This window comes from Oceanicola sp. D3 (assembly GCF_006351965.1).
Taxonomy (GTDB): Bacteria; Pseudomonadota; Alphaproteobacteria; order Rhodobacterales; family Rhodobacteraceae; genus Vannielia.
Genome location: NZ_CP040932.1, coordinates 1,264,137 through 1,288,575, shown reverse-complemented (window position 1 = coordinate 1,288,575; position 24,439 = coordinate 1,264,137). Strand labels below are relative to the sequence as shown.

General features: G+C 62.2%; 25 protein-coding genes. 21 read left to right on the top strand and 4 right to left on the bottom strand.

Translation table 11 applies throughout. From position 1 onward, the window contains the following. Positions 1–77 precede the first annotated feature (77 nt). The 8 genes from FHY55_RS06570 (at position 78) to FHY55_RS06535 (ending at position 6,147) form a co-directional block, all read left to right on the top strand. Entirely contained in the window at positions 78–344 is a 267-nt protein-coding gene (locus tag FHY55_RS06570; RefSeq protein ID WP_140013425.1) for a hypothetical protein, read from the top strand. 148 nt (positions 345–492) lie between these two features. Next, positions 493–1,197 carry a CoA transferase subunit A gene (locus FHY55_RS06565; RefSeq protein ID WP_140013424.1) on the top strand — a complete coding sequence of 235 codons (705 nt, stop codon included), beginning with the start codon at positions 493–495 and terminating at the stop codon, positions 1,195–1,197. After that, positions 1,197–1,838: a 3-oxoacid CoA-transferase subunit B gene (locus tag FHY55_RS06560; protein ID WP_140013423.1), complete on the top strand. Its 642-nt coding sequence runs from the start codon at positions 1,197–1,199 to the stop codon at positions 1,836–1,838. Before FHY55_RS06565 ends, FHY55_RS06560 begins: the two co-directional genes overlap by 1 nt. A 183-nt stretch (positions 1,839–2,021) precedes the next feature. Further along, positions 2,022–3,029, top strand: a complete 1,008-nt coding sequence (locus FHY55_RS06555) for a lysylphosphatidylglycerol synthase transmembrane domain-containing protein (RefSeq protein WP_140013422.1) — start codon at positions 2,022–2,024, stop codon at positions 3,027–3,029. Further along, positions 3,026–4,318, top strand: a complete 1,293-nt coding sequence (locus FHY55_RS06550) for an FAD-binding oxidoreductase (RefSeq protein ID WP_140013421.1) — start codon at positions 3,026–3,028, stop codon at positions 4,316–4,318. Before FHY55_RS06555 ends, FHY55_RS06550 begins: the two co-directional genes overlap by 4 nt. Next, the gene (locus FHY55_RS06545; RefSeq protein ID WP_140013420.1) at positions 4,315–5,058 is read left to right on the top strand and encodes an SDR family NAD(P)-dependent oxidoreductase; all 744 of its coding nucleotides are present in this window, start codon (positions 4,315–4,317) and stop codon (positions 5,056–5,058) included. Before FHY55_RS06550 ends, FHY55_RS06545 begins: the two co-directional genes overlap by 4 nt. Before the next feature lie 70 nt (positions 5,059–5,128). After that, positions 5,129–5,971, top strand: coding sequence for an SHOCT domain-containing protein (locus FHY55_RS06540; protein ID WP_140013419.1), 843 nt, complete (start codon positions 5,129–5,131; stop codon positions 5,969–5,971). Further along, positions 5,968–6,147, top strand: coding sequence for a VOC family protein (locus FHY55_RS06535; RefSeq protein ID WP_371707708.1), 180 nt, complete (start codon positions 5,968–5,970; stop codon positions 6,145–6,147). The genes FHY55_RS06540 and FHY55_RS06535 overlap by 4 nt, the downstream gene beginning before the upstream one ends. 96 nt (positions 6,148–6,243) lie before the next feature. Here the strand turns inward: FHY55_RS06535 and FHY55_RS06530 are convergent, their stop codons facing one another. Continuing rightward, on the bottom strand, positions 6,244–7,680 hold the full coding sequence (locus FHY55_RS06530; protein ID WP_140013418.1) for a UbiA family prenyltransferase: 1,437 nt from the start codon (positions 7,678–7,680) through the stop codon (positions 6,244–6,246). 5 nt (positions 7,681–7,685) lie between these two features. Then, complete coding sequence (locus FHY55_RS06525) at positions 7,686–8,564, bottom strand: lytic transglycosylase domain-containing protein (RefSeq protein WP_140013417.1); 879 nt, start codon at positions 8,562–8,564, stop codon at positions 7,686–7,688. Positions 8,565–8,936: 372 nt separating this feature from the next. Here FHY55_RS06525 and FHY55_RS06520 point away from each other — a divergent pair, with 372 nt between their 5' ends. The 3 genes from FHY55_RS06520 (at position 8,937) to cpaB (ending at position 10,596) form a co-directional block, all read left to right on the top strand. Continuing rightward, positions 8,937–9,128, top strand: coding sequence for a Flp family type IVb pilin (locus FHY55_RS06520; RefSeq protein WP_140013416.1), 192 nt, complete (start codon positions 8,937–8,939; stop codon positions 9,126–9,128). 220 nt (positions 9,129–9,348) lie between these two features. Further along, a complete protein-coding gene (locus tag FHY55_RS06515) occupies positions 9,349–9,534 on the top strand; it encodes a hypothetical protein (RefSeq protein ID WP_140013415.1) in 186 nt (61 codons plus the stop codon). Positions 9,535–9,762: 228 nt separating this feature from the next. Next, on the top strand, positions 9,763–10,596 hold the full coding sequence (gene cpaB / locus FHY55_RS06510; protein WP_140013414.1) for a Flp pilus assembly protein CpaB: 834 nt from the start codon (positions 9,763–9,765) through the stop codon (positions 10,594–10,596). 444 nt (positions 10,597–11,040) lie between these two features. Here cpaB and FHY55_RS06505 read toward each other — a convergent pair whose 3' ends face one another. After that, a complete protein-coding gene (locus FHY55_RS06505; protein ID WP_007803330.1) occupies positions 11,041–11,391 on the bottom strand; it encodes a helix-turn-helix transcriptional regulator in 351 nt (116 codons plus the stop codon). 63 nt (positions 11,392–11,454) lie between these two features. Here FHY55_RS06505 and FHY55_RS06500 point away from each other — a divergent pair, with 63 nt between their 5' ends. From FHY55_RS06500 to FHY55_RS06470, 7 genes are all read left to right on the top strand, one after another. After that, positions 11,455–12,306: a cation diffusion facilitator family transporter gene (locus tag FHY55_RS06500; protein WP_007803328.1), complete on the top strand. Its 852-nt coding sequence runs from the start codon at positions 11,455–11,457 to the stop codon at positions 12,304–12,306. A 415-nt stretch (positions 12,307–12,721) separates the two neighbouring features. Beyond that, complete coding sequence (locus FHY55_RS06495) at positions 12,722–14,173, top strand: type II and III secretion system protein family protein (protein ID WP_140013413.1); 1,452 nt, start codon at positions 12,722–12,724, stop codon at positions 14,171–14,173. Positions 14,174–14,178: 5 nt separating this feature from the next. After that, positions 14,179–14,823 (top strand): OmpA family protein, encoded by a 645-nt coding sequence (locus FHY55_RS06490; RefSeq protein ID WP_140013412.1) that lies wholly within the window; start codon positions 14,179–14,181, stop codon positions 14,821–14,823. A gap of 390 nt (positions 14,824–15,213) precedes the next feature. Next, complete coding sequence (locus FHY55_RS06485) at positions 15,214–16,467, top strand: AAA family ATPase (RefSeq protein ID WP_140013411.1); 1,254 nt, start codon at positions 15,214–15,216, stop codon at positions 16,465–16,467. Positions 16,468–16,493: 26 nt separating this feature from the next. Further along, complete coding sequence (locus tag FHY55_RS06480; RefSeq protein WP_140013410.1) at positions 16,494–17,948, top strand: CpaF family protein; 1,455 nt, start codon at positions 16,494–16,496, stop codon at positions 17,946–17,948. Between the two features lie 15 nt (positions 17,949–17,963). Further along, positions 17,964–18,932: a type II secretion system F family protein gene (locus tag FHY55_RS06475; protein ID WP_140013409.1), complete on the top strand. Its 969-nt coding sequence runs from the start codon at positions 17,964–17,966 to the stop codon at positions 18,930–18,932. A gap of 10 nt (positions 18,933–18,942) precedes the next feature. Then, positions 18,943–19,938 carry a type II secretion system F family protein gene (locus tag FHY55_RS06470; RefSeq protein WP_140013408.1) on the top strand — a complete coding sequence of 332 codons (996 nt, stop codon included), beginning with the start codon at positions 18,943–18,945 and terminating at the stop codon, positions 19,936–19,938. A gap of 145 nt (positions 19,939–20,083) precedes the next feature. Here the strand turns inward: FHY55_RS06470 and FHY55_RS06465 are convergent, their stop codons facing one another. After that, positions 20,084–21,430 (bottom strand): reverse transcriptase domain-containing protein, encoded by a 1,347-nt coding sequence (locus FHY55_RS06465; RefSeq protein ID WP_140013407.1) that lies wholly within the window; start codon positions 21,428–21,430, stop codon positions 20,084–20,086. Positions 21,431–22,470: 1,040 nt separating this feature from the next. Between FHY55_RS06465 and FHY55_RS06455 the strand changes: the two genes are divergently transcribed. The 3 genes from FHY55_RS06455 to FHY55_RS06445 are packed head-to-tail and all read left to right on the top strand — an operon-like array spanning position 22,471 to position 24,439. Continuing rightward, complete coding sequence (locus tag FHY55_RS06455; RefSeq protein ID WP_371707706.1) at positions 22,471–23,037, top strand: tetratricopeptide repeat protein; 567 nt, start codon at positions 22,471–22,473, stop codon at positions 23,035–23,037. A 31-nt stretch (positions 23,038–23,068) separates the two neighbouring features. After that, the gene (locus FHY55_RS06450; protein WP_140013405.1) at positions 23,069–23,926 is read left to right on the top strand and encodes a lipopolysaccharide assembly protein LapB; all 858 of its coding nucleotides are present in this window, start codon (positions 23,069–23,071) and stop codon (positions 23,924–23,926) included. Between the two features lie 15 nt (positions 23,927–23,941). After that, the gene (locus FHY55_RS06445; RefSeq protein ID WP_140013404.1) at positions 23,942–24,439 is read left to right on the top strand and encodes a prepilin peptidase; all 498 of its coding nucleotides are present in this window, start codon (positions 23,942–23,944) and stop codon (positions 24,437–24,439) included.

The following is a 24,439-nucleotide window of genomic DNA, read 5'->3' as shown; positions in this document are numbered from 1 at the left end:
CGGTATTTCCCCAATCTCGCGCCCCTGCTGCCCGAAACCGGAATTAACCCTGTTTTCGACGAGCAGGAGATGCGCAGATGTTCGACGGAATCCTCTCTTGGGTGCGGCCCAAGATCTTCTTTCCCATCGCAGCCATGGTCTATGGCCTGCTGCGCGTGGCAAATGCCTACGTCGACAGCGTGAACGCAGGCCACCCGATGACCATCGCGCATCTGGCGGGCTTTGCCGTCGGCGTGCTGCTGGTCTGGGGATTTGCCGGGCTGGTCGTGGGCTACGGCCTCGACATTCTGGAACGGCGCGTCGCACGCGCGGCCCGCGGAGAGGCGCCCGAAGCCGCTGAATAGCCCGGCACATCTGCCCGCCACAGCCCCGGCAAAGCCACCGCGCCACCGCCTCCCCCAACGCCCCACCCTGCCGCAGCGCAGCATAAGTTTCATTGACTCCCGCCCGGCGCGGCGTGAAAACGAGGGGACGACATCCAGAGGAGACACCATGCAAAAAGTCTATGGCTCCGCGGCAGAGGCGCTCGACGGCCTCCTGTTCGACGGCATGACGATCGCCGCCGGGGGCTTCGGCCTGTGCGGCATCCCCGAGCTGCTGATCGACGCCATCGTAGAGGCCGGCACCAAGGATCTGACGATCGCCTCCAACAACTGCGGGGTGGACGGCTTCGGCCTCGGCAAGCTGCTCGACACCAAGCAGATCAAGAAGATGCTCAGCTCCTACGTCGGCGAAAACGCCGAATTCATGCGCCAGTATCTCTCCGGCGAGCTTGAGCTGGAGTTCAACCCGCAGGGCACCCTGGCCGAGCGGATGCGTGCCGGCGGCGCTGGCATTCCCGGCTTCTACACCGCCACCGGCGTTGGCACCGTGATTGCCGAGGGCAAAGAGGTGAAAAACTTCGGCGGCAAGGATTACATCCTCGAAGAGGGCATCTTCGCCGATCTTTCCATCGTCAAGGCCTGGAAGGCCGACGACACCGGCAATCTCGTCTTCCGCAAGACCGCGCGCAACTTCAACCCGCCCGCCGCCATGTGCGGCAAGACCTGCGTGGTCGAGGTGGAAGAGATCGTGCCGCGCGGCTCCATCGACCCCGACCACATCCACCTGCCCGGCATCTACGTCCACCGGATCATTCAGGGCGAGCACGAAAAACGGATCGAACAGCGCACAACGCGCAAGCGGGAGGAAGCATGATGCCCAGCGAAACAAAAGGGTGGGATCGCAACCAAATGGCCGCCCGCGCGGCGGATGAGCTTGAAGACGGCTGGTACGTGAACCTCGGGATCGGCATTCCGACCCTTGTGGCCAATTACGTCGGCGACAAGGATATCACCCTGCAATCCGAGAATGGCATGCTTGGCATGGGCCCCTTCCCCTTCGAGGGCGAGGAAGACCCGGACCTGATCAACGCCGGCAAGCAGACCATCACCGAACTCAGCCGCACCAGCTACTTCGACAGCGCCACCTCCTTCGGGATGATCCGGGGCGGCAAGATTGCCGCCGCGATCCTCGGCGCGATGGAAGTGGCCGAAAACGGCGATCTCGCCAACTGGATGATCCCCGGCAAGCTGGTGAAGGGCATGGGCGGCGCGATGGATCTCGTCGCCGGTGTCGGCCGCGTCATCGTGGTGATGGACCATCAGAACAAGCATGGCGACAGCAAGGTGCTGAAGGCATGCACCCTGCCGCTCACCGGCACCGGCGTGGTTGATCGGATCATCACCAACCTCGGCGTGCTCGACGTGGTCAAGGGCGGGCTGAAGATCGTCGAACTCGCCGATGGCGTCACCGAAGAAGAGCTGCGCGCCGCGACCGAGGCCACCATCGTCTCCTAGCACCGGCGCATCGGCCCACCCGGCCCCCTTCGCAGCCGCGACGAGGGGCCTCCGGGGGCCAAAAAACCAACTGCCAGAAGGGCCGCCCCACATCGGGTGGCCCTTTTCCGTTCTACCGTTGTGAATTTGGAAACAACTTCACATTATCGCCCTATTCTGTTGCTACCCGAGCGAGCAATGACAATGGCAACGAGCAGCAATACCTCCGGCACCAAACGCCGCGCCACACCCCGCGTGGGGCGCGAGATGTATTTTGTGCTGCTCCTGCTTGGCCTCTTCGCCCTCGGCCTGCTCGGCCTCGCCCTTGCGGGCGGATGGCAGGAAAGCTGGGAGCAGGTCATGCAGCTTTCGGCGCTGCAACTGGCCGCGCTGCTCGCGCTCTCCCTCGTCAACTATCTCTTCCGTGGCCTGCGCTGGCATCTCTTCGCCCGCCGCCTCGGCATCGCCCTCGATCTCCGCGCCAGCATGCGCCACTTCTTCGGCGGTTTCGCGATGACGGCAACACCGGGCCGGGTGGGCGAGTTGGTACGGATGCGCTGGATCTCCCGCGAGGCGGGCTGGCCCTTCACCCGCTCCGCCCCGCTGGTGCTGGTCGATCGCGCCTCCGACCTTGCCGCGATGGGCCTCATCCTTGCCGTTGCCCTTTCGCTGTCCGCCATGGGCATCAAGGGGGCCGTCACCGTGGCCGCGCTGGCGCTGGCCGCTGCGGTGGTCGCCACACGCCCTGCCCTGCTCACCGCGCTCGTCACCCTCTGCTACCGCGCCACCGGCTGGCTGCCCCGGCTCTTTGCCCGCATCCGCACCGCCGCGCGCTCGCTCAAGCAGTTCTCCACCGCGCCGGTCATCGCAGGCTCGCTCACGCTGGGCCTCGCCGGATGGGTCGCCGAGGGCTACGCCTTCCACCTGCTGCTGATGTGGATGGGCGCCGACATCGGCTTTTTCTCCGCCGTGGCCATCTTCGTGTTTTCCACCCTCGCAGGCGGCCTCACCGGGGCCCCCGGCGGCGTGGGCGGGGCCGAAGCAGCGATGATCGCGCTGCTCGGGCTCCACGGCATCCCGCTGGAAGTGTCGGTGCCCGCCACCGCCATCATCCGCGTCACAACCCTCTGGTTCGCCATCGGCATCGGCCTTCTGGTCTTCCCCTTCGCCGAGCGGGCCTCTCTCAAAGCAAAAGCCAAGGCACACGCATGAGCTGGAAAAAAGACACCTGGACAGGCTGGGGCCGCGTCCTCTCGGCCACCGGCGAGCTGGCCCGCCCCGAGCGGAGCAGCGCCCTTGGCAAACTTGCAACGCAGGCTCCGGCCATCGGCAATTCGCGCTCTTACGGCGACGCTTCGCTGGTGAGCGAAGGCCGCGCCATAAACATGACCCGGCTCGACAAGATCCTGTTCTTCGACGAGGCCGATGCGCTGATCGAGGTCGAGGCTGGAATCACCATCGCCGATCTCGCCCGCATCCTCGCCCCGCGCGGCTTTTTGCCCGCCGTCATGCCCGGCACCGGCTTCGCCACCGTCGGCGGGTGCATCGCGATGGATGTGCACGGCAAAAACCACCACGGCGCAGGCAGCTTCGGCCAGCATGTGGCAGAGATCACCCTCGCCTCCGGCAAGGTGCTCACCCCCGACGATCCGCTCTTCAAGGCCACCGTCGGCGGACTCGGGCAAACCGGCCCCATCGCCTCGGCCAAGCTCAAACTTCTGCGCGCGAAGGTCGATGTGATGATGGTCACCGAGCGCCGGGCCGACGATCTTGAGGCCTTCCTCGACCTGCTCGACACCTCCGAGGCCACCTACACCGTCGGCTGGATCGACGCGACGGCGACAGGCGAGGCCCTCGGGCGCGGCATCCTCGAAGAGGGAGAAACCGGCGCAGGCCTCGTGCCCCCCGCCAAACGCGGCCGCCGGGTGCCTTTCAACGCGCCGGGGTGGGCGCTCTCCGCCCCCATCGTGCGCCTCTTCAACAAGAGCTATTACAACCGCGTGCCCTCAACCGGGCGCACCCTCGTCAAACCGATTGACGATTTCTTCTTCCCGCTCGACCGCATCCACGACTGGAACAAGCTCTACGGCAAGAAGGGCTTCCACCAGTTCCAATGCGTCGTGCCCCTCACCGCTCGCGCCACGCTGCGCACCATGCTCGACGCCATCGCAGGCTCCGGCCTCGCCTCGCCCCTCGCGGTGCTCAAGCGCATGGGCCCCGGCCGCGCCGGGCACCTGAGCTTTCCGATGGAGGGCTACACGCTCGCCGTCGATTTCCGCAATCGACCGGGCACCCGAGGCTTGATCTCCGAGCTGATCGCAGAGGCCAAGGCCGCCGGCGGGCGGATCTATTTTGCAAAAGACAGCGTGGCCCGGGCTGAGGACATGCCCGCCATGTATCCCGAGCTAACCGATTGGGCCGAGACGGTGAACGGGGTGGACCCGGACCACGCCTTCGAGACCGACCTGACAAAACGCCTGAACCTGAGGAACGCCAAATGACCGAAACATGGATTCTCCTCGGCGCAACCTCCTCCATGGCCCGCGCCATGGCCCGCCAACTGGCGGGTGAGGGCGCAAACCTCGTGCTCGCAGGCCGCGACATGGCCGACCTCGAGGCGCAGGCCACCGACCTCGCCCTGCGCGGTGCGCCCCGCGCCATCGCCGTCCGCTTCGATGCCCGCGATCCTGAAACCTTCGCGCCGCTGCTGGCCCGGGCCGAAGAGCTGGCAGGCGATGAGACGCTCTCGGCAGCGGTCTTCGTCGGCTCTATGCCGCCGCAAGACGCCATCGACGAAGACCCCTCCCTGATTGACGGCACGGTGACCGACAGTTTCACCGGCCCCGCCCGCTTCCTGCAACTGCTCGCGCCTCGGCTTGAGGCACGCGGCAAGGGCATCGTCATCGGCGTCGGCTCCGTGGCGGGCGACCGAGGCCGCATCGGCAACTACGTCTACGGCGCCGCCAAATCGGGCTTCGCCACCTATCTCTCCGGCCTGCGCAACCGCTTGGGGCGCTCCGGCGTGCATGTGATGACGGTGAAACCCGGCTTCGTCGACACGGCGATGACATGGGATGTCGAAGGCATGTTCCTCGTCGCCTCCCCCGCGCAGGTCGCCGCCCACATGCTCAAGAAGGCTCGCAAGGGCCGCAACGTGCTCTACACCCCCTTCTTCTGGCGCTACATCATGGCCATCATCCGCTCCGTCCCCGAGCCGATCTTCAAAAAACTCTCGGTCTGAGCGCTATCCGATGGCCCGCGCGGGCCCTAGCTGCTAGGCCGGACTCACCCCGCCAGCACTGGAGCCCCCGATGTCTGCCCTCACCGAAGACGGCAAGAAAGCCACCGCCGAAATCGCCGCCCGCCACGGCGTCTCCCCCGGCGCCGCCGAGGCGCTGCTTTTCGCGCTGGTGCAGGGGCAAGGCACGCAGGCCCAGTTCAACCACCCCGAGCTGGGCGGCATGGGGCAATGGTCGCAGGGCGGGATGACCATGGTGGGCGACATGTTCAACAACGCGCTGAAGGCGCAGGTCGATGGCCTCTGCGCCGATCTTTCCGCGCTGCTCCAGCAGAGCGGCACCTTTCAGCGCCCCGCCGCCAGCCAGAGCCAAAGTCAGAGCCACGGCACCAGCCTCTTCGTTTCCGGCGGCGCGGCCTCATCCGCTTGGCCGGAAGAACTCGGCGCACCCTCCTCGCAGGGCGCGCAAAACAACATGCGCTACGCCGTCTTCCCCGCCACCCGCAGGCTCGCCATTGAGCTGAACGGCAAGGTCGAGGTTTATGACACCGCCGACCACCAGATCTCCGGCGTCGGCCAACAGCAAAGCGGCGATCAGTCGCTGACCTTCACTAGCCAGCACGGCCTCGTGCGCCTGGCCGACCTGAAGAAGGTCGCCAGTGGCGCGGCAGAGGCAGAGGCACCGGAGCCTGAAGCCGAAGCCCCGGCTGCCCAACCGGAAGCCCCCATCACACCCTCTGCCCCCATGGCCGAGCAATCTGCACAGCCCACCCCGCCAACGTCCGCAGCCCCCGCGCCCGCCGACAGCGACACCATCATCGCCCTGATCGAAAAGCTGGCCGCGCTCAAGGCCAACGGCATCCTCACCGACGCCGAGTTCGAGGCCAAGAAGGCCGAGCTTCTGGCCCGCCTCTGACGCCCCAATCCATCGCCCACATCGCCCTCGTCGTGCGCGACTATGAAGACCTGAAGGCCAAGGGCGTCACCTTCGAGCGCGCCCCCAAAAAGGCCCCTTACGGCACTGTCGCCGTGTTCCGTGATCTTTACGGCACACTCTGGGATCTGGTGCAATTCAGCGACGGGGCGCGCTGAGAGCACCGCTTTTCGCAGCCTGCGGCCCCTCCTTGCTTGGGCGTGGCACCGCACCGGGGCGAAGACGTCTCTAAGGACGGATGAGCCCCGCCCTGCCTACCCGCCGAACCACTGCTGCCAGAGGCCCGCCGCCCAGAACATCAGCGACATGGTGAACAGCATCACCCCCAGCCCCACCCGGTCCCGCGCGGCAAAGACGATGGGGTCATAATCCATCTTCCCCTGCCAGCCGATCCGCACCATGCGGATGAGCCAATGGGCGAGAAAGGGCATGGCGGCCCACAGCAGCCAGCGGTCGGGGTAAAGCGCCTTGGCCTGCGGCGAGAGCGTGTAGATGAAAAAGATCAGCATCGCGCCAAACACGCCTATCCCGGCCACGTTCAGCAAATCATGCCGGTCAGGCCGCCCATAGCCCCGGCCCGGCAGGCGTTCGTCCCCCTCCGCCTTGGCCAGTTCGGTGATCCGTTTCACACAGCCCAGCGTGATGAAAACCGGAAAGACAAAGACCAGCATTGCCGTGGTAATCGCCACCTCGCCCGCGGCAGCCCCGGCAATGACGCGAATGGTGTAAAGCGAGGCCAGCACCACGATATCCACCCAGCGCATCCGCTTGAGCTTCAGCGAATAAGCCAGCGAGGTGAGGATATAAAGCACCACGATCCCGAAGAAGGCCCAGTTGAGCGCGGCGGCAAGGATCAGCGCGCAAAGGCCGAGCGCCCCGCCGATGATCATACCCACCCCGATTGGCACGGTGCCTGCAGCAAAGGGGCGGCGGCACTTGGTCTTATGCAGCCGGTCGGCCTCCAGATCGAGCAGATCGTTGACGATATAGATCGAGGAGGCCGCAGCCGAGAAGGCGACGATGCCAAGCAGCACCGGCAGCAACGTGGCAAGGGTGAACGCATGCGCGGCGATCATCGGCAACAGCAGCAGCACGTTCTTGACCCACTGATGCGGGCGAAGCGCTTTCATCAGGTCAGCCAGCCGCCAGCCGCCGCCATAGGTCACCACATTGCGGCCCTTCTCGGCCAGCCTTGCGGCCACCGAGGGCTGTTCGCCCACCATGATGACGTTTTCGGCGTGGTCCCACACCTTGGCATCCACCGGCGCGTTGCCCGCGTAGTCAAACCCGGCTTCGCCATAGGCCTCCACCAGCGCGCGGGCCTTTTCGGCGCCCTTCAGGTTGATCTCGCCGGTCGAGGCAAAGATCCGCGACGACAGGCCGTGATCCTGCGCCACCTGCCGCACCAACGCCTCGTTGGAGGCCGAGGCCAGCACCACCTCGCGGCCCGCAGCGGCAGAGCTTTCTGCCAGCGTGCGGATATCATCGTTCACCGGCATCAGATCGGTCCGCACCGGCGCAATATCGGCCAGCGCGGCCTTCAGCTTTTCCGGCCGCCGGAAATGGGCAAAGCTCACCGCCAGCGTGCGCAGCGGATCACGCCCCAACCCGGCCCAGAAGTTTTCCAGCAGCAGATCGGTCTTCAGAAAGGTGCCGTCGACATCCAGCACCAGCGGCTTGGCATCGCTCACCCCGCTTACCCTCCGGCAAAGACGCAACCGTCGCTCACCAGCTGCGGCGGGGTGAGGCACAGGCCCCGCGCCACCGTCCAGGCGGCCAGCACCTTGGGTACGTAATCGCGGGTCTCGGCATAGGGCGGCACGCCGCTGTTCTTCTTCACCGCGCCCTCGCCCGCATTATAGCCGGCCAGCACCAGCAGCGGATCGCGGTCAAACTCCTTCATCAGGAAGTCGAGATAGGCCACGCCGCCCTTGATGTTCTGCACCGGATCGGTGCTGTCGGTCACGCCAAAGCGGGCAGCCGTGTCGGGCATAAGCTGCATCAGCCCCTGCGCCCCGGCACTGCTCACAGCCTTCACCTTGCCCGAGCTCTCAATTCCGATCACTGCCAGCACCAGCGCGGGCGACACATCGGTGCCGATCGTCGCTTTCAAAATCTCGGAGCCGTACTTGTCGGAGATCTTCTTCATATGTGCCAGCCGGGGGGCCTTCACCGTCTTGCCGTCCGGGCCGCGCGTCAGCATCTGCACCGCCGCATCCAGCCGCCCAGGGCCCTTCGCGCTCAGCTCCGGCGAAATCTCCGTCCAAAACCAGCCATAGGCCGGCGCATTCGGCAAAGCCGTGGGGGCCACGCTGGCCGTCACCACCTCGCCCTCGCCTTCCTTGGCCACCGCAGGCTCGGCGCTGTCCTTGGCATCAGGCTTGGGAAGCGCGGCTATATACTCAGCCTGCGCCTTGGGGTCGATCTGCACGGTGATCCGTTTACCGGGCAGCCCCTTGCCCGCCTTCACGCGCTTGAATGTGAAATCGGGGTATCGCCCCGCGCCCTCCGCATATAACGGCCCGCAGAGGCAAACCCCTGCCAAGGCCAGAGCGGCCATAACTTGTTGACGCATGTTTCGCGCCTTTCCTGCTCAATAGACGTTTTGTCGTTTTGCCCGAGCCTCGCAAAAACCGGCTCACAAGGCTACCCGGCAGGAAACAAACGCCAGAGGACGCGGTGATTTTGCCGCAGTTCATCCTCAATCCGGCGTCCCTGCACACCCTTTATTAACCTTTTTATCATTATAAAGCAGCATCTTAGCAAGTTTTAACGCGATTTTCTGCACCGCTCCAAAATTGTACGAACCCCGCCAAATTCATGCCCCATTCGACGGGCTAATTAGCAGCCATACCGAGACGGGGATTGGGCCATTTCAGAGGCCGGTCCGAAATGATCCGACAAGGTAAACACTGGAAACGAGCGAAAATCCTTGGAGGGATATACTATGAAACTGTTCAACATGATCAAAAACTTCCGCAACGACGAAGACGGTGCTGTGACCGTTGACTGGGTTGTGCTGACCGCCGCCATCGTTGGCCTCGGCATCGCAGTCCTCGCCTCCGTCTCGAACGGCGTGACCTCGCTGTCCGGCAAGATCTCGAGCGCCCTCGAAGGCCAGAGCGTCGGCACCTACTAAGCCGACCGCAAGGTCTGAAGTTAGCCGCGTCTTCCACGGAAGGCGCGGTTTTCTTTTGTGTGTGCCTGCCCCGGGTGCAAGCTCGCCAGGGCCGGTCTTTATCCCACAAAGGCCTTTCTCAATTCCCAATCGTGCCACATTCGCTTGGCAGGCTAGAGACTGGGAAGGGCACCGAGCTATTACACGGCGATAATGCCGGCTGACCTGAGTGGATGAAAACATGCGAAACTTGATTGCGACTTTTGCACGCGAAGACGATGGCGCCGTTACAGTGGACTGGGTGGTGCTTACGGGGGCGATGGCCGTTCTTGGCGTAACAGTGGCGCTCATCCTCAAGGATGGGGCCATCAATCACTCCACCAGCCTGGGAAACAAGGTTGGCGCCATTTCAGTCCTGCGGGACTGATTTCGCCGCTCAGGAGCGGTCCGATCCGCGAAGCCGGATCGAGGCAATCATCGCCGGCCACAGGCCGGCGTTTCCTTTTTTCCAACATTCCATACTGCCGCCGTCGCCGCGCCCCGATCTTGCCAAATTCCTCAACGACAACGGAGCCACGAGCAAGTTTGACTCGCGGGCGGCGCGTGGGGCTCATCCGCCTCCCCCCGACCCGTGGCAAGTGAGAAAGGAAAAACCATGCGATTGGTTTTCGGACTGGTCCTGATCATCGGGGTCGCGCTGGCAGGTTTCGCTGTCTACATGGCGCAGGGTTACCTCGCCAAAACCACCGCCGAACGCAACGCGCTGATCGCAGCGCAGCAAAAAGCAAAGCCCACGGTCAACGTGATCGTGGTGAAAAAGGATAAAGCCTACGGCGAGCGCATCCTGCCAGAAGATGTAGTGTCAATCCGTTGGCAAAAAGACAGCCTGCCCGCTGGCCACTACCTTGAGATGGAAGAGCTCTTTCCGGTCGGAAAAGACCCGCGCACCGTCATCACTGCAATGAACAAATTCGAACCGGTGCTGAAATCCAAAGTGACCGAGCCGGGCGAAGATGCTGGCCTGACCTCGCGTCTCGGCAAGGGCATGCGCGCCTTCGCCATCAAGGTCGACCGCACGTCAGGCGTCTCGGGCTTCCTGCGCCCCGGCGACCGGGTCGATGTATACTGGACCGGCTCGATCAACGGCCGCGAGGCGACCAAGCTTATCGACACCAGCATCAAGCTCATCGCCGTCGACCAGACCTCTGACGAAGGCTACAGCAGCCCGTCGATCGCCCGAACCGTCACCGTCGCGGTCCGGCCCGATCAGGTGGCTGCCCTGGCCCAGGCGCAGAGCACCGGGCGGCTTACGCTCTCGCTCGTTGGCGCAGAAGATGACACCGTTTCTGCCGATATCGAAGTCGACCAGAAGAGCCTTCTGGGCATCAAGGACAAGGAAGTGCGTCAGGTCGAAGTGGAAAAGGTCTGCACCACCAAAGTCCGCAAGGGCGCCGAGGTGATCGAGCAGCCGATCCCCTGCACCAACTAAGCCAACACCCGGCGCGGTGCCCGTTCGGGGCCGCGCGGGCTCACTCACTTGCACAAAAGGCCCGGCCCTCACCTGAGGCGCCGGGCCTTTCTCTGTGCGGGGCAAATCGCGGTGGCGTGGGAGTTTCCGCGTCGTGGCAGGGCGTTGGGGGCCTCACCCGCAGGTCAACTTCCGGCACACTATCACACGCCCACGCCGCCCGGCTGCCCGAGTCTCGAATGCCATACGAAACCGACGCGACCCTATGCATTTCCTGAACCGCGTCGATACTCCACGCCGCGCAAACCCGCCCCGGTCCCCACGCACTTCACGACCCGAACCAGACACCGGGCGCAGTCTGTGTCAGCGTCGGCTTTGCGGGACAAAGGGTGCATTCGCTGCGGATGCGCAGATGGCTGCTTCAGGTTTGGCGCACCGATAGGACATTGCAGCAGGTCGCGCCGGTTAGTCCGTATAGCTTTGGCAGGCATCAACTCCGTTGGCTGTCGAGGCAAGTAGCTGATCTGCATCACGGATGAGATCGGCGACCCGCCTGTCCGCCAGACGATACCGAACGAAGCGGCCTTTGCTGCGGCGACTGACCAGCCCGCATTCCAGCAGACAGCGCAGATGGTTCGAGACGTTGGGCTGACCCAAACCCGTATGCCCGACGATTTCCTGCACGTTGCGTTCGTCCGACACCAGCGCATCGAGGATCGTCAGACGGCTGGGATCGCTTAGGCCCCGGAAGAGCTTTGCCCGCAGTTCCAGTGTATCGGGTGCCGAAAGATCGTCTTGAATGTTTTGCGCTGTCATATCATTATCCACTGATACGTTAGCAGCGTACCTTTTCGCCCGCCACCACAAAAAGGATCGCACATGAGCCAGCCCGATAACAGCAAGTTGGCGACAGCCTCCTCCCCGATCCGAATGCGGGTGCAAGGCATGGACTGCGCGAAAGATGCCGCCGAGATCGAGCGCGCGGCCCGGTCTGCGGGCGTGGCCGAAGGCGACGTGAAAGTGTCCGCCGCCACCCACATCATGACATTGCGGATCGCGGACGGCGATCTGCCGAAAGTGCGGCCCGCGCTCGACGCGACCGGCTACGGTTTCGAGAAGATCGAGGACGGCGATACATCGTCCGATCCGGCCTACAAGGACCCGAGCTATCGCCGCGCGCTCTGGATCGTGGTCGCGCTCAATCTCGGATACGGCGTGGTCGAAATGTTCGGCGGGTTCCTGTCCGGTTCGCAGGCGCTGAAGGCAGACGCGCTCGATTTTCTGGGCGATGGTGCGATCACGTTTCTGGGCCTGCTCGCCATCGGCTGGAGCCTGACATGGCGGGCGCGGTCGGCGATGATCCAAGGCGTGTTTCTGGGCCTTCTGGGCCTTGGCGTTGTCGGCAGCACGCTCTGGCGTGTCCTCAACCAGACCACGCCAGAAGCCGGGTTGATGGGAGCCTTCGCGGTAGGTGCGCTGATCGTAAACATCCTCGCGGTGCTGCCGCTGCTAAAGCACCGCAAGGGTGATGCCAATATGCGAGCCGTCTGGCTGTTCTCTCGCAACGACGCCATCGGCAACCTCGCCGTGGTCATCGCCGCCGGGCTGGTCGCGTGGCTTGGCAGTGCATGGCCCGACCTGATCGTCGCGTTCGCGATCGCGGGGCTTTTCCTGCATTCGTCGTGGATGATCATCCGCGATGCCCGGAGTGACTTGGTGGAAGCTGACTAACTCCATCATGGTGCGACGCGCCGGACGAAAGCCGACATTCGCGCGCCCCGCAGCATCGGTGAGTCTGGGCTCGAAGCGGACATTTGCTGCGCGACGCGGGAACGGCCGCTAGGCGTTCTGCCCCCGCCATCTGGGTCAGCAAACCGGCACAAAAGTCGGTTTCGCCTGACATTTGGCACCGAGCGCCTGCCCCAACGTCCGGGTGACCTCGGCTTGGTATTACCTTGACCGCTATACCTAGGGGCAACTCGCAAGGCGGCCCGCTACAAATAGCCCCCTGTTGCTGTGAAACTACATAAAGGAATCGCCACAACGCTTTGATTCTTGCAAAAAAACACAAGTCCTCGCAGGATGTGGTCACCACAAGTGGGCCATAAGGCTCCATTCCTATTAGTGACTATAGAGGCAGGGTCACATGAAACTTAGAACGCTTATGGCGGCGGGCCTTTTGGGCCTTGCTGCTTTCATTCCCCATATCGAGGGGGCAGCCGCCCAGACCCTACGGGTCATGTCGGGTTCGGCTTCTTCCAGTCTGAAAGTTCCAATGAACCGGGCCGTTGTCGTCGAGAGCGACGAGGCCTTCGCAGAGCTTTCCATTGCAAACCCCGGCATCGCGGACATCTCCACGCTGTCGGAGCGGACCATCTACGTGCTCGGCAAGGCGCCGGGCCGCACGACGCTCACGCTTCTTGCGCCCGATGGGTCGCTCATCACCAACGTCGAGGTTCAGGTCACGCCGGATATCTCCGAGCTGAAAGAACGTCTGCGCGAGGTGCTCCCCGGCGAGCACATCGAGGTGCGCCCCGCCAATGACGGGTTGATCCTTTCGGGCATCGTCAGCTCCGCGGCCTCTCTGGACCGCGCGCTTGATCTCGCCCAGCGCTATGCACCCCAGCGGGTGTCCAACATGATGTCGGTGGGTGGCTCGCAGCAGGTGATGCTGAAAGTCCGCTTTGCCGAGATGAACCGCTCCGTGTCCAAGTCGCTCTCCGCGTCCGTGGGCATCAACGGCGTCTCCGGCGGTGAGGGTCAGTTCGGCTCTGCCGGCGGCTCGGGCACCTACATCGACGGCAACAACCTGAGCAACCTGTTTGATGGCAACCCCAACACCCAGGTTACCCGGTCGGGCGAAAGCACCGGTGCCATCTCCTTTGGCTTCGGCGGTTCTAATGTCGAGCTGGCGATCCTTCTGGAGGCGCTCGAGACCCGCGGCTTCATCCGCACGCTGGCCGAGCCCAACCTGACGGCGCTCTCCGGCCAGAACGCCGAATTCCTCGCCGGTGGCGAGTATCCGGTGCCCGTGTCAAACGACAACGGCTCTGTCACGGTCGAATTCAAGCCCTTCGGCATCTTGCTCAACTTCACGCCCCGCGTGATCGGCAAGAACATCAACCTGCGCCTGACGGCAGAGGTTTCGGGTGTCGATCCCACCATCGGCTTCACCGATGCGGGCTTCACCGTCAACGGCTTCCGCACCCGGTCGACTTCGACCACCGTGGAGCTGCGCGACGGCGAGAGCTTTGCCATCGCTGGTCTGCTGCAGGACGACTTCACCGACGGCATCTCCAAGGTGCCATGGCTCGGTGACATCCCGATCCTGGGCACGCTGTTCCGTTCGTCGGATTACCAGCGCAACCAATCCGAGCTGGTGATCATCGTCTCGGCCCACCTGGTGTCGCCCACCACCGGCGAAGCCCTCGCGCTTCCCACCGACCGTGTGCGCCCCCCCACCGAGCGTGAGTTCTTCCTCGGCGGCAAAGATGCCATGCCCGCCAACGGCTCCTCCACCCGCACCTCCACCAAAGGTGGCGCAGGCGAAGTGGCCCGGCAGGACTTCTCCGGTTCCTACGGCTACGTGATGGAGTGAAGACCATGAAAAAGGCACTCACCTTCGGCATCCTCTCTGCTGCGCTTGCAGTGGCCGGATGCGACGAACCCGGCCAGGTGGCCGGGGCAGACCTCGACATCGGCGGCTTCGGCAACGCTTCGATGAACAACCATCTCGTTCACACCGGCCAACTCAATGCGGCCATCGAACTGAGCCGGAAGTTCGCCGCGGAAGCCCCGACAACGATCACCTTCGCCTTCAACTCCGCCGCACTCGACGCCTCGGCCCGGGCTGCGCTGGACAAGCAGGCACGCTGGATCGCCCAGTATCCGACGGTGCGCTTCCGCGTCTACGGCCACACCGACCTCGTCGGCTCGGCTGGCTACAACAAGGCGCTGGGCCTGCGCCGTGCCCGGGCGGCCGTCAACTACCTCGTGTCGCGCGGCATCTCCCGCTCCCGGCTTGAGGCGGTGGTCTCCTACGGTGAAACCCAGCCGCTGGTGCACACCCAGACCCGCGAGCGTCGCAACCGCCGCACGGTCACAGAGGTGTCGGGTTTCCTCGGCAAGCGCCAGCAGTATCAGGACGGCAAATACGCGCTGTTCTCCTACTCCGAAACGATCACCTCCGCGACAGAGCCGCACGAGCTGGTCATCATCGACGAAGGGGGCGACGCCGAAGAGCGTTAACCTCGGGGCGGGGATCTCCCCTGCCCTGCCTCTCACGCGGCAGGGGCCCCAAAACCGAAACAACCAACGCGCGCCGCACCCCGGCGCGCGTTTTTCGTTCCGGCAGCTTCGTTTCCAGACTTGCAACAAATGCTGTGGAGAAAGCAGCCGATTGCACCGAGTCCAAGAAACAACAAGCTTCCAAGGGGTTAATCCCCCCGCAGATACCCAACAATTTCGGCTTTTCAGCCGCAATCTTGCCTAACTTCGCGGGCATCAACTCTTCATTGGGAGCAGTGCGCGTATAGCGACTCGCGCAGGCACCCGGACCAGAGGGGGCGGAAGCCAGCAAAAGTTGCCCCTCCCCTCAACGGATATCCGGGTGTTGCCGTTAGTAAAGGACGTGAGGCAATGACGATGACAGCAGTTTTGCAGCCAGAACCGGCGCCGATCACTGCATGCACCGTGTCACGAGATGTGCAGAACTTCGATCTGCTCATCGAAGATATGGAAACCGAACTTGGTGAAAGCTGGGGCGACCTCGGCTTTGCAGATGCCTACTCATTCCTCGATCAGGATGAGGCGAAAGAGCTAGAGTTCTTCGCCATCGCCCTCGACTCGAGCGATGAGGGCAGCCTCCCCGAAATTACCTCGCTGATCAGCAAGGCCCGCGACAAGGGCGTCAAGGTGATCGTGATTGCCGAAGATGTCAGCCCCATCGTGCTGCACCAGCTGCTGCATGGCGGTGCGGATGATTTCGTGCCCTACCCGCTTCCCGAGAGTGCGCTGCACGAGGCCATCGAGCGCCTCCGCAAGCCAGAGCCCGCGCCGGTGCAAATGCAGGCGCCCGGTCAGGCAGGCGTGCCCACCGTTTATACCGCGAGCGACCGCAACGGCGTTGTGCTCGCCGTGCACGGCATGGCAGGCGGCACTGGCGCCACCACCTTCGCCGTCAACCTCGCCTATGAGCTGGCAACGCTGGACAAGGTCGCAAACCACCGGGTCTGCCTGCTGGACTTCGACTTTCAGTTTGGCTCCACCGCCACCTACCTCGACCTGGATCGCAAGGAAGCCGTCTTCGAGCTCCTCAACGACACCGCCTCGATGGACAGCGCCGCATTCCTCGCCGCGCTTCAAAGCTACAACGACAAGATCCAGGTGCTCACCGCACCCTCCGAAATGCTGCCGCTCGATATCGTCACGCCTGAAGATATCACCGCCGTCATCGACGTGGCCCGCTACAACTTCGACTTTGTCATCATCGACATGCCCAGCACGGTCTGCGCCTGGACGGAGACGGTGCTTGAAGCCTCGCAAATCTACTTCTCCACCATCGAGCTGGATATGCGCTCGGCGCAAAACGTGATGCGGATGATCCGCGCACTGAAGTCCGAGGATCTGCCGGTCGAGAAGCTGCGCTTCGCGCTCAACCGCTCGCCCAAGTTCACCGATCTCTCCGGCAAATCGCGGGTCAAGCGCATGGCCGAGGGGCTCGACATCGACATCGAGCTGATGCTGGCCAACGGCGCCAAGCAGGTGAGCGATAGCGCCGACCACGGCCAGCCGCTGGGTGAATTCGCCCCGAAAAACGCATTCCGCCGCGATGTTCAAAAACTCGCCCACTCCCTGCTCGACCTTGTCCGGGTCGAGGAGACAGCGGGCTGACCGCATAGACCTGAAGGAATAAGCCAATGTTCTCGCGCTACAAAAAGCAGGCTGGCCCCGACGCCGCAAATCAGGCCGCCCCGGCCGCAGCCGCCGCTCCCGCAGCAGCCGCCGCGCCCAAGGCCAAGATCCAGCGCGCCGCGATTGCTCCGCAAAAGCCGGGCAAGGTGTCTGCCGTGGCCACGCCCGAGGACAAGGAAAAGAAGCGCAAGGAGCGGATCTCCGAGATCAAGGTGGAGCTGCACAAGGCGCTGCTCGACAACCTCAACCTCGCCGCGCTCGAAACCGCGACCGAGAATGACCTGAAAGCCGAAATCGTCGCCATCTCCGCCGAAACGCTCGAGCAAATGGGCGTGGTGCTGAACAAGGAAGAGCGCGCGACGCTGCACCAGGATCTCTACGACGAGGTCACCGGCCTCGGCCCTTTGGAGCCCCTGCTCAAAGACGACGACGTCAACGATATTCTCGTCAACGGCCCCAAGCAGATCTTCGTCGAACGGGCCGGCAAATTGATGATGTCCGACATCACCTTCAAAGACGAACGGCACCTGCTGCGGATCATCGACAAGATCGTTTCCGCCGTGGGTCGTCGCGTCGATGAGAGCAACCCCTACGTTGACGCCCGTCTCTCCGACGGCTCGCGTTTCAACGCCATGGTCCCGCCGATCGCGGTGGACGGCTCGCTGGTGTCCATTCGTAAGTTCAAAAAAGAGAAGCTGGCGATTGACGACCTCGTCAAGTTCGGTGCCTTCACCGAGGAGATGGCCGCCTACCTTCAGGCCGCCGTGGCCTGCCGCCTCAACGTGATCGTGTCCGGCGGTACCGGCTCCGGTAAAACCACCACGCTCAACGCTCTGTCGTCCTTCATCGACGATGCCGAGCGCATCCTCACCATCGAGGACACGGCCGAACTTCAGCTCCAGCAAACCCACGTGGGCCGGATGGAAAGTCGCCCGGCCAACGTCGAGGGCAAGGGCGCGGTGACCCAGCGCGACTGTCTGCGTAACGCCCTGCGTATGCGTCCTGACCGCATCATCGTGGGTGAGACCCGCGGCGAAGAGGTGATCGACATGCTGCAGGCCATGAACACCGGCCACGACGGCTCGATGACCACGATCCACGCCAACTCGGCGCGCGATGGCGTGTCGCGTCTTGAGAACATGATCGCCATGGCCGGTATCGAAATGCCGCTGAAAGCCGTGCGCTCGCAGATCTCCTCGGCTGTGAACCTCATCGTGCAGGCTTCGCGCCTGCAGGACGGCTCGCGGCGGATGGTTTCGATCACCGAGATCACCGGCATGGAGGGCGAGGTTATCTCGATGCAGGAAATCTTCCGCTACGAGCGCCTCGGCCTTGCCTCCGACGGCAAGATCATCGGCCGCTTCAACGCCACCGGCGTCCGCTCCGCCTATTCCGACCGTTTCAAGTCCTGGGGCTACGACCTCCCGGCGACGATCTTCGAACCCATCGCCGCGCAATAAGGGGGAGCGCAGCACATGCAAATCTCAGCAGAACCGCTCATCTACGGCCTGATCTTCGTGGCCGTGATCGTGCTGGTCGAGGGCCTCTACCTTGTGGTCTTCGGCAAGTCGATCTCGCTCAACAGCAAGGTCAACCGCCGCCTCGACATGATGGAGAAGGGCGGCAACCGCGAAGAGGTGCTCGAACAGCTCCGCAAGGAGATGAAGCAGCACATGTCGACCAAGAGCATCCCGCTCTACTCGATCCTCGCGGACAAGGCCCAGAAGGCCAACATCGCCTTCTCCCCCGGTGCGCTGGTGCTGATCATGATGGGCCTCGCCGTGGTCGCCTTCGGGGCCCTCTCCGTCGCCTCCTCCGCCGGCTTCGGCATCCGCCTCATCGTCTCGCTGGTGATGGGCGTCGGCGGCGTCTACGTCTGGGTCAACCGCAAAGCCAAAAAGCGCCTCGGCCTCGTCGAAGAGCAACTCCCCGACGCCGTCGAACTGATGGTCCGCTCCCTGCGCGTCGGCCACCCCTTCTCCTCGGCGGTCAACATCGTCGCCAAGGAAGTGCCCGATCCGCTCGGCTCCGAATTCGGCGTCATCGCCGATGAAAGCGCCTATGGCCGCGACGTCTCCGAAAGCCTGAAGGATCTCGCCGAACGGATGGACATGCAGGATCTCCGCTTCCTCGCCGTCGCCGTGACCATCCAGCAGCAATCGGGCGGCAACCTCGCCGAAATCCTCGAAGGCCTCGGCAAGGTCATCCGCTCGCGCTTCAAACTGTTCCGCCGGGTCAAGGCGATCACCGCAGAAGCCAAATGGTCCGGCATGTTCCTGTCGATGTTCCCGATCCTCGCGATCATCATGATCAACGTCATCAAGCCCGACTACTACGATGACGTGAAGGACACCGCCGCCTTCATCCCCGCCTGCCTCGTCGTGGGCACCTTCCTCACCATCAACGTGATCTTCATGAAGATCATGGTGAACATCAAAGTCTGAGGCCGCGCCCATGGAACTCCTGCAACAAGCGAACGACTGGCTCATCGCCACCTTCGGCGAACTGGGCCCGCTCTACGCCATCGGCGCGCTCGGGCTGCTGCTGGTGCTGCTCACCCTGCCCTCCTTCCTGAAGCGGCAGGCCGACCCGATGGACAAGCTGAAGGGCACCGGCGGCAACCGCGCCGCGAAGGTCGACAACGGCAAAACCGCCACGCTGCGCACCAGGGACAAGAACGCCGAGAAGCTTGATAAATTCGCCTCCTTCCTCGAACCGCAAGGCGAGGAAGAGATGAGCGCCGCGCGCCTGCGGATGGTGCAGGCCGGCTACCGTGGCAAAAACGCGGTGCGGATGTATCACTTCATCCAGTTCTCGCTGGGCATCGGCGCGCTGCTGATCGGCCTGCTGGTGGCCATCATCTCCTCCTCCAACGGCGAGGTGTCGACCCAGCAACTCCTGCTGACAGTGCTCCTGCCGGGCTTCGCGGGCTACTACCTGCCCCGCTACTGGGTGAACAGCCGCCTCAAGAAGCGCCAGGAAGAAATCACCAACGGCTTCCCGGACTCGCTGGATATGATGCTGGTCTGCGTCGAGGCCGGCCAGTCGATGGACCAAGCCATCATCCGCGTCTCCAAGGAGATCGAACAGGGCTACCCCGCGCTGGCCGAAGAATTCGCCATCGTCGCCCATGAGATGAAGGCCGGTAAAGACAAAACCAACGTGCTGAAAGACATGGCCGAGCGCTGCGGCGTGCCAGACATCGCCAGCTTCGTGACGGTGATGATCCAGTCCGCCAGCTTCGGCACCTCGATGGCAGACGCCCTGCGGGTGTTCTCCGAAGAGATGCGCGACAAGCGGGTGATGCGCGCCGAAGAAAAGGCCAACGTCCTGCCCACCAAGCTGACGCTGGGCACCATGATGTTCACCGTGCCCCCGCTGATGATCATCCTGATCGGCCCGTCGGTCTATAAGATCTATGAAACGCTGAGTAATGCGACCTTCTTTTGAGGGGTAGCTCGAATTGCTATCAAGCGCCGCTCTTCTTGGGCGGCGCTTTTGCACTAATGGGGGCCTCTAACGGCCCCGATTTGTAGTTGATCTTGGTCACCGCCGCTGCGTCGTAGCTTCTCCACAGCAGACATCGGACGATCCATTATGATGCGGCGGACGTATTCCAACCTTTGGCGCAAGACATTTCAGCGGTGGAAGGAATACCGTATACTTTAGCCTTTTCGGATGGAACCAACCCTCGAGTATGGCGCCCCACGATCTGATTGTATTTTTCAACGCGCTTCGCGATACGTTCATCGAGGTATTGAAAAGAGGTTATATCATCACAAAAGGCAAAAGACTTTTGCCAGCCGTACAGCTTTTTGCCGAGAGCATATAACACTGAGCTTGGAGATTGCTCCGAAGGAAAAATGCCACCCTTGTCCTTGAAACGTTTGATGGCACCCTGAGATTTCGAAAGCGTCTCTTCAGCGTCACCGATGACACGTTTCACAGACGCAGAGCTCGGACTACAGCTTTTCGGATGCAACGTGCACCCCAAGAACCCAAAGCCGTCAGAACACTTTCCGGTTTCGGCTTTGTCGGCTGACTCTGTCGGCTCGTAGAGTTCGAAACCCATCCCTCCAAGCTTGAGTTTGGCCAAACTTACTGAGGCATTGAGTCTCTCCTGGGTGTCAGCAACGATCATGATGTCGTCGATGTAGCGGACCGCAGTTACGCCTACGTCCAATGAATTGATTTCATGATCCATCTCATACAACAGTACGTTACCCGCAAAGGCGGACAAAGAAGAGCCTTGGGCTACTCCACGACCATTTGAGGGGAAAAGGTCGGCATAACCATCGAGTTGATCCGCATTCGCCAGTTGCACGTCAAGACCATTGGCGAACAAATCCGCCAGTTCATCATCACCAGTTTCATTGCGCACAAACTCGACAACAGGTTCCTGTGGAATGTCGTTAAAAAAGCCTTTGATGTCCGAGCGGTAAAATAGTCTCGCTCCCTGAGACATAGCGGACATGATCAGATTGATAGCCTGCTCTACCCCTCCATGGGGCTTGATAAGACCACCAACCCCAAATTCAGAGGAATTTACGGCGTTGATCTTGCCAAGCGCAGGATTTGTGACGGTTAAGAAACGAGGATCGACCTCACTGGTGTCTCTCGCTTTGCGGGGCTGCAATATCTGCAATATCGCGCGTTGAACGAGGCGATTTTTCAGTGTCGCGATTGCAATGGGTCGCGGGTCTTTTTGGGCTTTCTCGCGCTTTTCCTTGTCGGCCAGCACGCCTTCAACCTTGTCAAAGACAAACTTCCCTTGCTGCAGCTCACGGATATAGCGCCTGATATAGCGCTGATGTTGATGCTCAAAGCGCGCAGCAGCCCCTTTAATTTCAGGGCTTCCTGAATTTAGGGCACTCTTCTTAACATGACGCCAAGCGGCAAACATGTTGCTCTCTGAACGGACGGCCTTAACTAAATCACCCATACGTTTCTCCGGTTCGGTCCCCCGCACATGCAACTCCGACCGTTGACGGGCACTTCATCCATCTCGCCTGTATATTCCCAGACAAGGGACACGTTGGCAGCCACGGCCACCTCGGTATCGCCACCATGACGCGCGATCCGCATGGACAGTGCCAGCTTCACGTCGGACGCCATCGCAACAATGGACGCTACGGCGAGCGCGAAACCGCACAAGCCGGTGAGCCAGCTCCAAGGAGCCGGTTTTTCGGGGAGAATCCACACATTTCGTCGCCTTCCACCTTAAAGGTTTTTGGGCGCTGTCAAGCGCTTTCCGCCCCGGCCCGGCCCGCCGCGTAGAATGCTTATCTGCTGCTTGGGGGCCAAAACTATGGGCACTCACAGCTTCAAAAGCAACGGTCGGGTTCAGACCATCCATCTCGCCTGTATATTCCCAGACAAGGGACACGTTGGCAGCCACGGCCACCTCGGTATCGCCACCATGACGCGCGATCCGCATGGACAGTGCCAGCTTCACGTCGGACGCCATCGCAACAATGGACCTAGTATAAATAGTGCATCGAAAAGTTCGTTTCAATAGATCAGTGCCGTTGATAAATTCACTTGCGAATTCGCTCCATAGCGGCAGTTCGATTTTCTTCATTGAGAACGAAAAATTGCTGCCGGAGACCCAAGTTCAGCTCTTCCCCGCCAGATTTGAACACTTCGCCGCTGCGGAGCATGTCTCGTATCCGCCCAAGGTGTTTCGAGCGCTCATCTGCCGGATCAACCCAAAAATGAGTGGAGTAAATCCTCCCCCACCGCCCCACCCCATTAACCATCCCACTATGTCAAACGACATGTGCATCACTTGTGCATAGCTTGTGCATCACTTGTGCTGAGGTGCTCTGTTACCCCCCGTGCGCCCCTTGCCCCACCGGGCGTTGCTGTCACTTTTTTGCCCCTTTCGCCGCCTGACGGCCGGAAGATGGCTTGTCACATGGGGGGATCACGCGCATCTTCGCGGGCAGAAAAACAACGCAGGCGAGCAGTCTCCTGTCACAGCTGGCAACATTCCCCAAGGCCTTCGCGGCCCTTCTCCTGCTCGCCTTGGCGGCCTGCGGGTCTGATCGGCTTTCGCAGTTGAATCAAGGCACTAAGGCCCCTGTGAGCCGGTCGTTCGAGGATCCGGACGGGTTGGTTGTGGGGCATCGTCTGATGAATGCCGGGGAGTATGAGCTGGCGCTCTCCGCCTATTATCGGGCCGGGGCCGAACAGGGGTTGACCGTTGATGTATTGAGCGCACTTGGCAGTGCAAATCTCAAGCTCGGTCGGCTTGGGCAAGCCGAGGATCTGCTCCGCCGCGCCGTCAAGAAGGACGAGAAATTTCCCCCTGCTTGGAATAACTTAGGCGTTATTCTGATGGAGAAAGGCAATTACGGAGAGGCCGCAAGGGTGTTCAAAATCGCCTTCGCGCTGGACAGTGGCAATTCCGCCGAGATCAAGAAAAACCTGAACCTCGCTATGGATCGCATAAAGATCCCCGGCTATGGTCCTGAAGAAGAACAAGAATACAATTTCGACTTGGTGCGCAGAGGCAGTGGGCAATACCTCCTTCTCGGCACACCGTGAGGCAGCAAGAGCAGTAAAAGGACGCAGCAAAATGCGCCAGAAAATCGCTATTTCCCTAGCACTTACCAGTGCCCTGGCCCTCTCGGCCTGCCAAAAATCGGCCGATGGAGAAGTCTCCCGAGCCATGGCCTCGGTAAACGCCGTAGACGAAAACGGCCTCTCCGACATCATGCTAACAGTCGCCGACCCCAACGAAGCCGTCAGCTATTTCAAGCGCGCCAGCAAGGAAAATCCCAAGCGGATCGACCTGTTACGCGGTCTCGCGATGAGCCTCGTCCGCGCCAAGAAGAGCACCGAAGCCGTTGCAGCATGGCGCCGGGTCATCAAACATGAAGACAGCACGCTCGACGATAAGGTCGATTTCGCCGACGCCCTTCTGCGCAACGGTGACTGGAAAGAAGCCGAGACCGAGCTCGACAGCATCCCCCCCACCCACGAGACCTACAAGCGCTACCGCCTTGAGGCCATGGTTGCTGACAGCAACAAGGAGTGGAAGAAGGCCGATAGCTTCTACGAAACAGCCGTGGGCCTTACGACAAAGCCCTCCGGTGTGCTTAACAACTGGGGCTATTCCAAGCTCTCCCGCGGCGATTACAAAGGCGCCGAGAAGCTCTTTGTTGAAGCGATTCAGTATGATCCCGAGCTCTTCACCGCCAAAAACAACCTCGTCCTCGCGCGCGGTGCCCAGCGCAACTACCGGCTGCCGCTGGTTCAGATGACGCAGGTCGAGCGTGCTCAGCTTCTGCACACCGCAGCGCTGGCCGCTGTGAAGCAGGGCGATGTGCAAACTGGCAAGGGCCTGCTACAGGAAGCAATCGACGCCCATCCACAGCACTTCGAAGAGGCCGTGCGGGCTCTCAGGGCGCTGGAAAACAACGTCACCAACTGAGCGCGGGGCCATTAGATGCTCGCCCCCGCCTACCCCAGCCTGTGGTTCTTCTGGCTGACCGCGCCGATCTGCTTTTTCGTCGCGTGGTCAGACATGGCGCGTATGAAGATCCCCAACAAGGCGGTTATCCTCACCTTGCTGGTCTTCGCCGTGGCGGGGCTCATCCTGCTGCCCTTCAGCGACTATGCATGGCGATGGCTTCATATCGTGGTGGTGCTGGCGATCGGCTTCGTGATGAACATGGTCGGCATGCTCGGCGCAGGGGACGCCAAGTTTGCTGCAGCCATGGCCCCCTTCATCGCGCTCGGCGATCTGTTCAACGTGATGATGCTCTTCGCTGCGATCATGCTTGCCGCCTTCGTCACGCACCGTCTCGCCCGCGCCATCCCGCCTGTGCGCAACCTTGTGCCGGAGTGGGAAAGCTGGAAGCGGAAGGACTTTCCTATGGGTCTTGCCCTAGGCGGTACGCTTGCGGCCTATCTGGCGATGGCGGCGAAATACGGCGCTCAGTAG

Excerpts from the sequence above, each read along its gene's own strand:
- FHY55_RS06500 (WP_007803328.1), top strand. The coding sequence starts at position 11,455 with ATGAGCCAGCCCGATAACAGCAAGTTGGCGACAGCCTCCTCCCCGATC.
- FHY55_RS06570 (WP_140013425.1), top strand. The coding sequence starts at position 78 with ATGTTCGACGGAATCCTCTCTTGGGTGCGGCCCAAGATCTTCTTTCCC.
- cpaB (WP_140013414.1), top strand. The coding sequence starts at position 9,763 with ATGCGATTGGTTTTCGGACTGGTCCTGATCATCGGGGTCGCGCTGGCA.
- FHY55_RS06470 (WP_140013408.1), top strand. The coding sequence starts at position 18,943 with ATGGAACTCCTGCAACAAGCGAACGACTGGCTCATCGCCACCTTCGGC.
- FHY55_RS06445 (WP_140013404.1), top strand. The coding sequence starts at position 23,942 with ATGCTCGCCCCCGCCTACCCCAGCCTGTGGTTCTTCTGGCTGACCGCG.
- FHY55_RS06475 (WP_140013409.1), top strand. The coding sequence starts at position 17,964 with ATGCAAATCTCAGCAGAACCGCTCATCTACGGCCTGATCTTCGTGGCC.
- FHY55_RS06495 (WP_140013413.1), top strand. The coding sequence starts at position 12,722 with ATGAAACTTAGAACGCTTATGGCGGCGGGCCTTTTGGGCCTTGCTGCT.
- FHY55_RS06505 (WP_007803330.1), bottom strand. The coding sequence starts at position 11,391 with ATGACAGCGCAAAACATTCAAGACGATCTTTCGGCACCCGATACACTG.
- FHY55_RS06525 (WP_140013417.1), bottom strand. The coding sequence starts at position 8,564 with ATGCGTCAACAAGTTATGGCCGCTCTGGCCTTGGCAGGGGTTTGCCTC.
- FHY55_RS06550 (WP_140013421.1), top strand. The coding sequence starts at position 3,026 with ATGAGCTGGAAAAAAGACACCTGGACAGGCTGGGGCCGCGTCCTCTCG.
- FHY55_RS06450 (WP_140013405.1), top strand. The coding sequence starts at position 23,069 with ATGCGCCAGAAAATCGCTATTTCCCTAGCACTTACCAGTGCCCTGGCC.
- FHY55_RS06565 (WP_140013424.1), top strand. The coding sequence starts at position 493 with ATGCAAAAAGTCTATGGCTCCGCGGCAGAGGCGCTCGACGGCCTCCTG.
- FHY55_RS06480 (WP_140013410.1), top strand. The coding sequence starts at position 16,494 with ATGTTCTCGCGCTACAAAAAGCAGGCTGGCCCCGACGCCGCAAATCAG.
- FHY55_RS06485 (WP_140013411.1), top strand. The coding sequence starts at position 15,214 with ATGACGATGACAGCAGTTTTGCAGCCAGAACCGGCGCCGATCACTGCA.
- FHY55_RS06545 (WP_140013420.1), top strand. The coding sequence starts at position 4,315 with ATGACCGAAACATGGATTCTCCTCGGCGCAACCTCCTCCATGGCCCGC.
- FHY55_RS06555 (WP_140013422.1), top strand. The coding sequence starts at position 2,022 with ATGGCAACGAGCAGCAATACCTCCGGCACCAAACGCCGCGCCACACCC.
- FHY55_RS06520 (WP_140013416.1), top strand. The coding sequence starts at position 8,937 with ATGAAACTGTTCAACATGATCAAAAACTTCCGCAACGACGAAGACGGT.
- FHY55_RS06515 (WP_140013415.1), top strand. The coding sequence starts at position 9,349 with ATGCGAAACTTGATTGCGACTTTTGCACGCGAAGACGATGGCGCCGTT.
- FHY55_RS06560 (WP_140013423.1), top strand. The coding sequence starts at position 1,197 with ATGCCCAGCGAAACAAAAGGGTGGGATCGCAACCAAATGGCCGCCCGC.
- FHY55_RS06540 (WP_140013419.1), top strand. The coding sequence starts at position 5,129 with ATGTCTGCCCTCACCGAAGACGGCAAGAAAGCCACCGCCGAAATCGCC.
- FHY55_RS06490 (WP_140013412.1), top strand. The coding sequence starts at position 14,179 with ATGAAAAAGGCACTCACCTTCGGCATCCTCTCTGCTGCGCTTGCAGTG.
- FHY55_RS06465 (WP_140013407.1), bottom strand. The coding sequence starts at position 21,430 with ATGGGTGATTTAGTTAAGGCCGTCCGTTCAGAGAGCAACATGTTTGCC.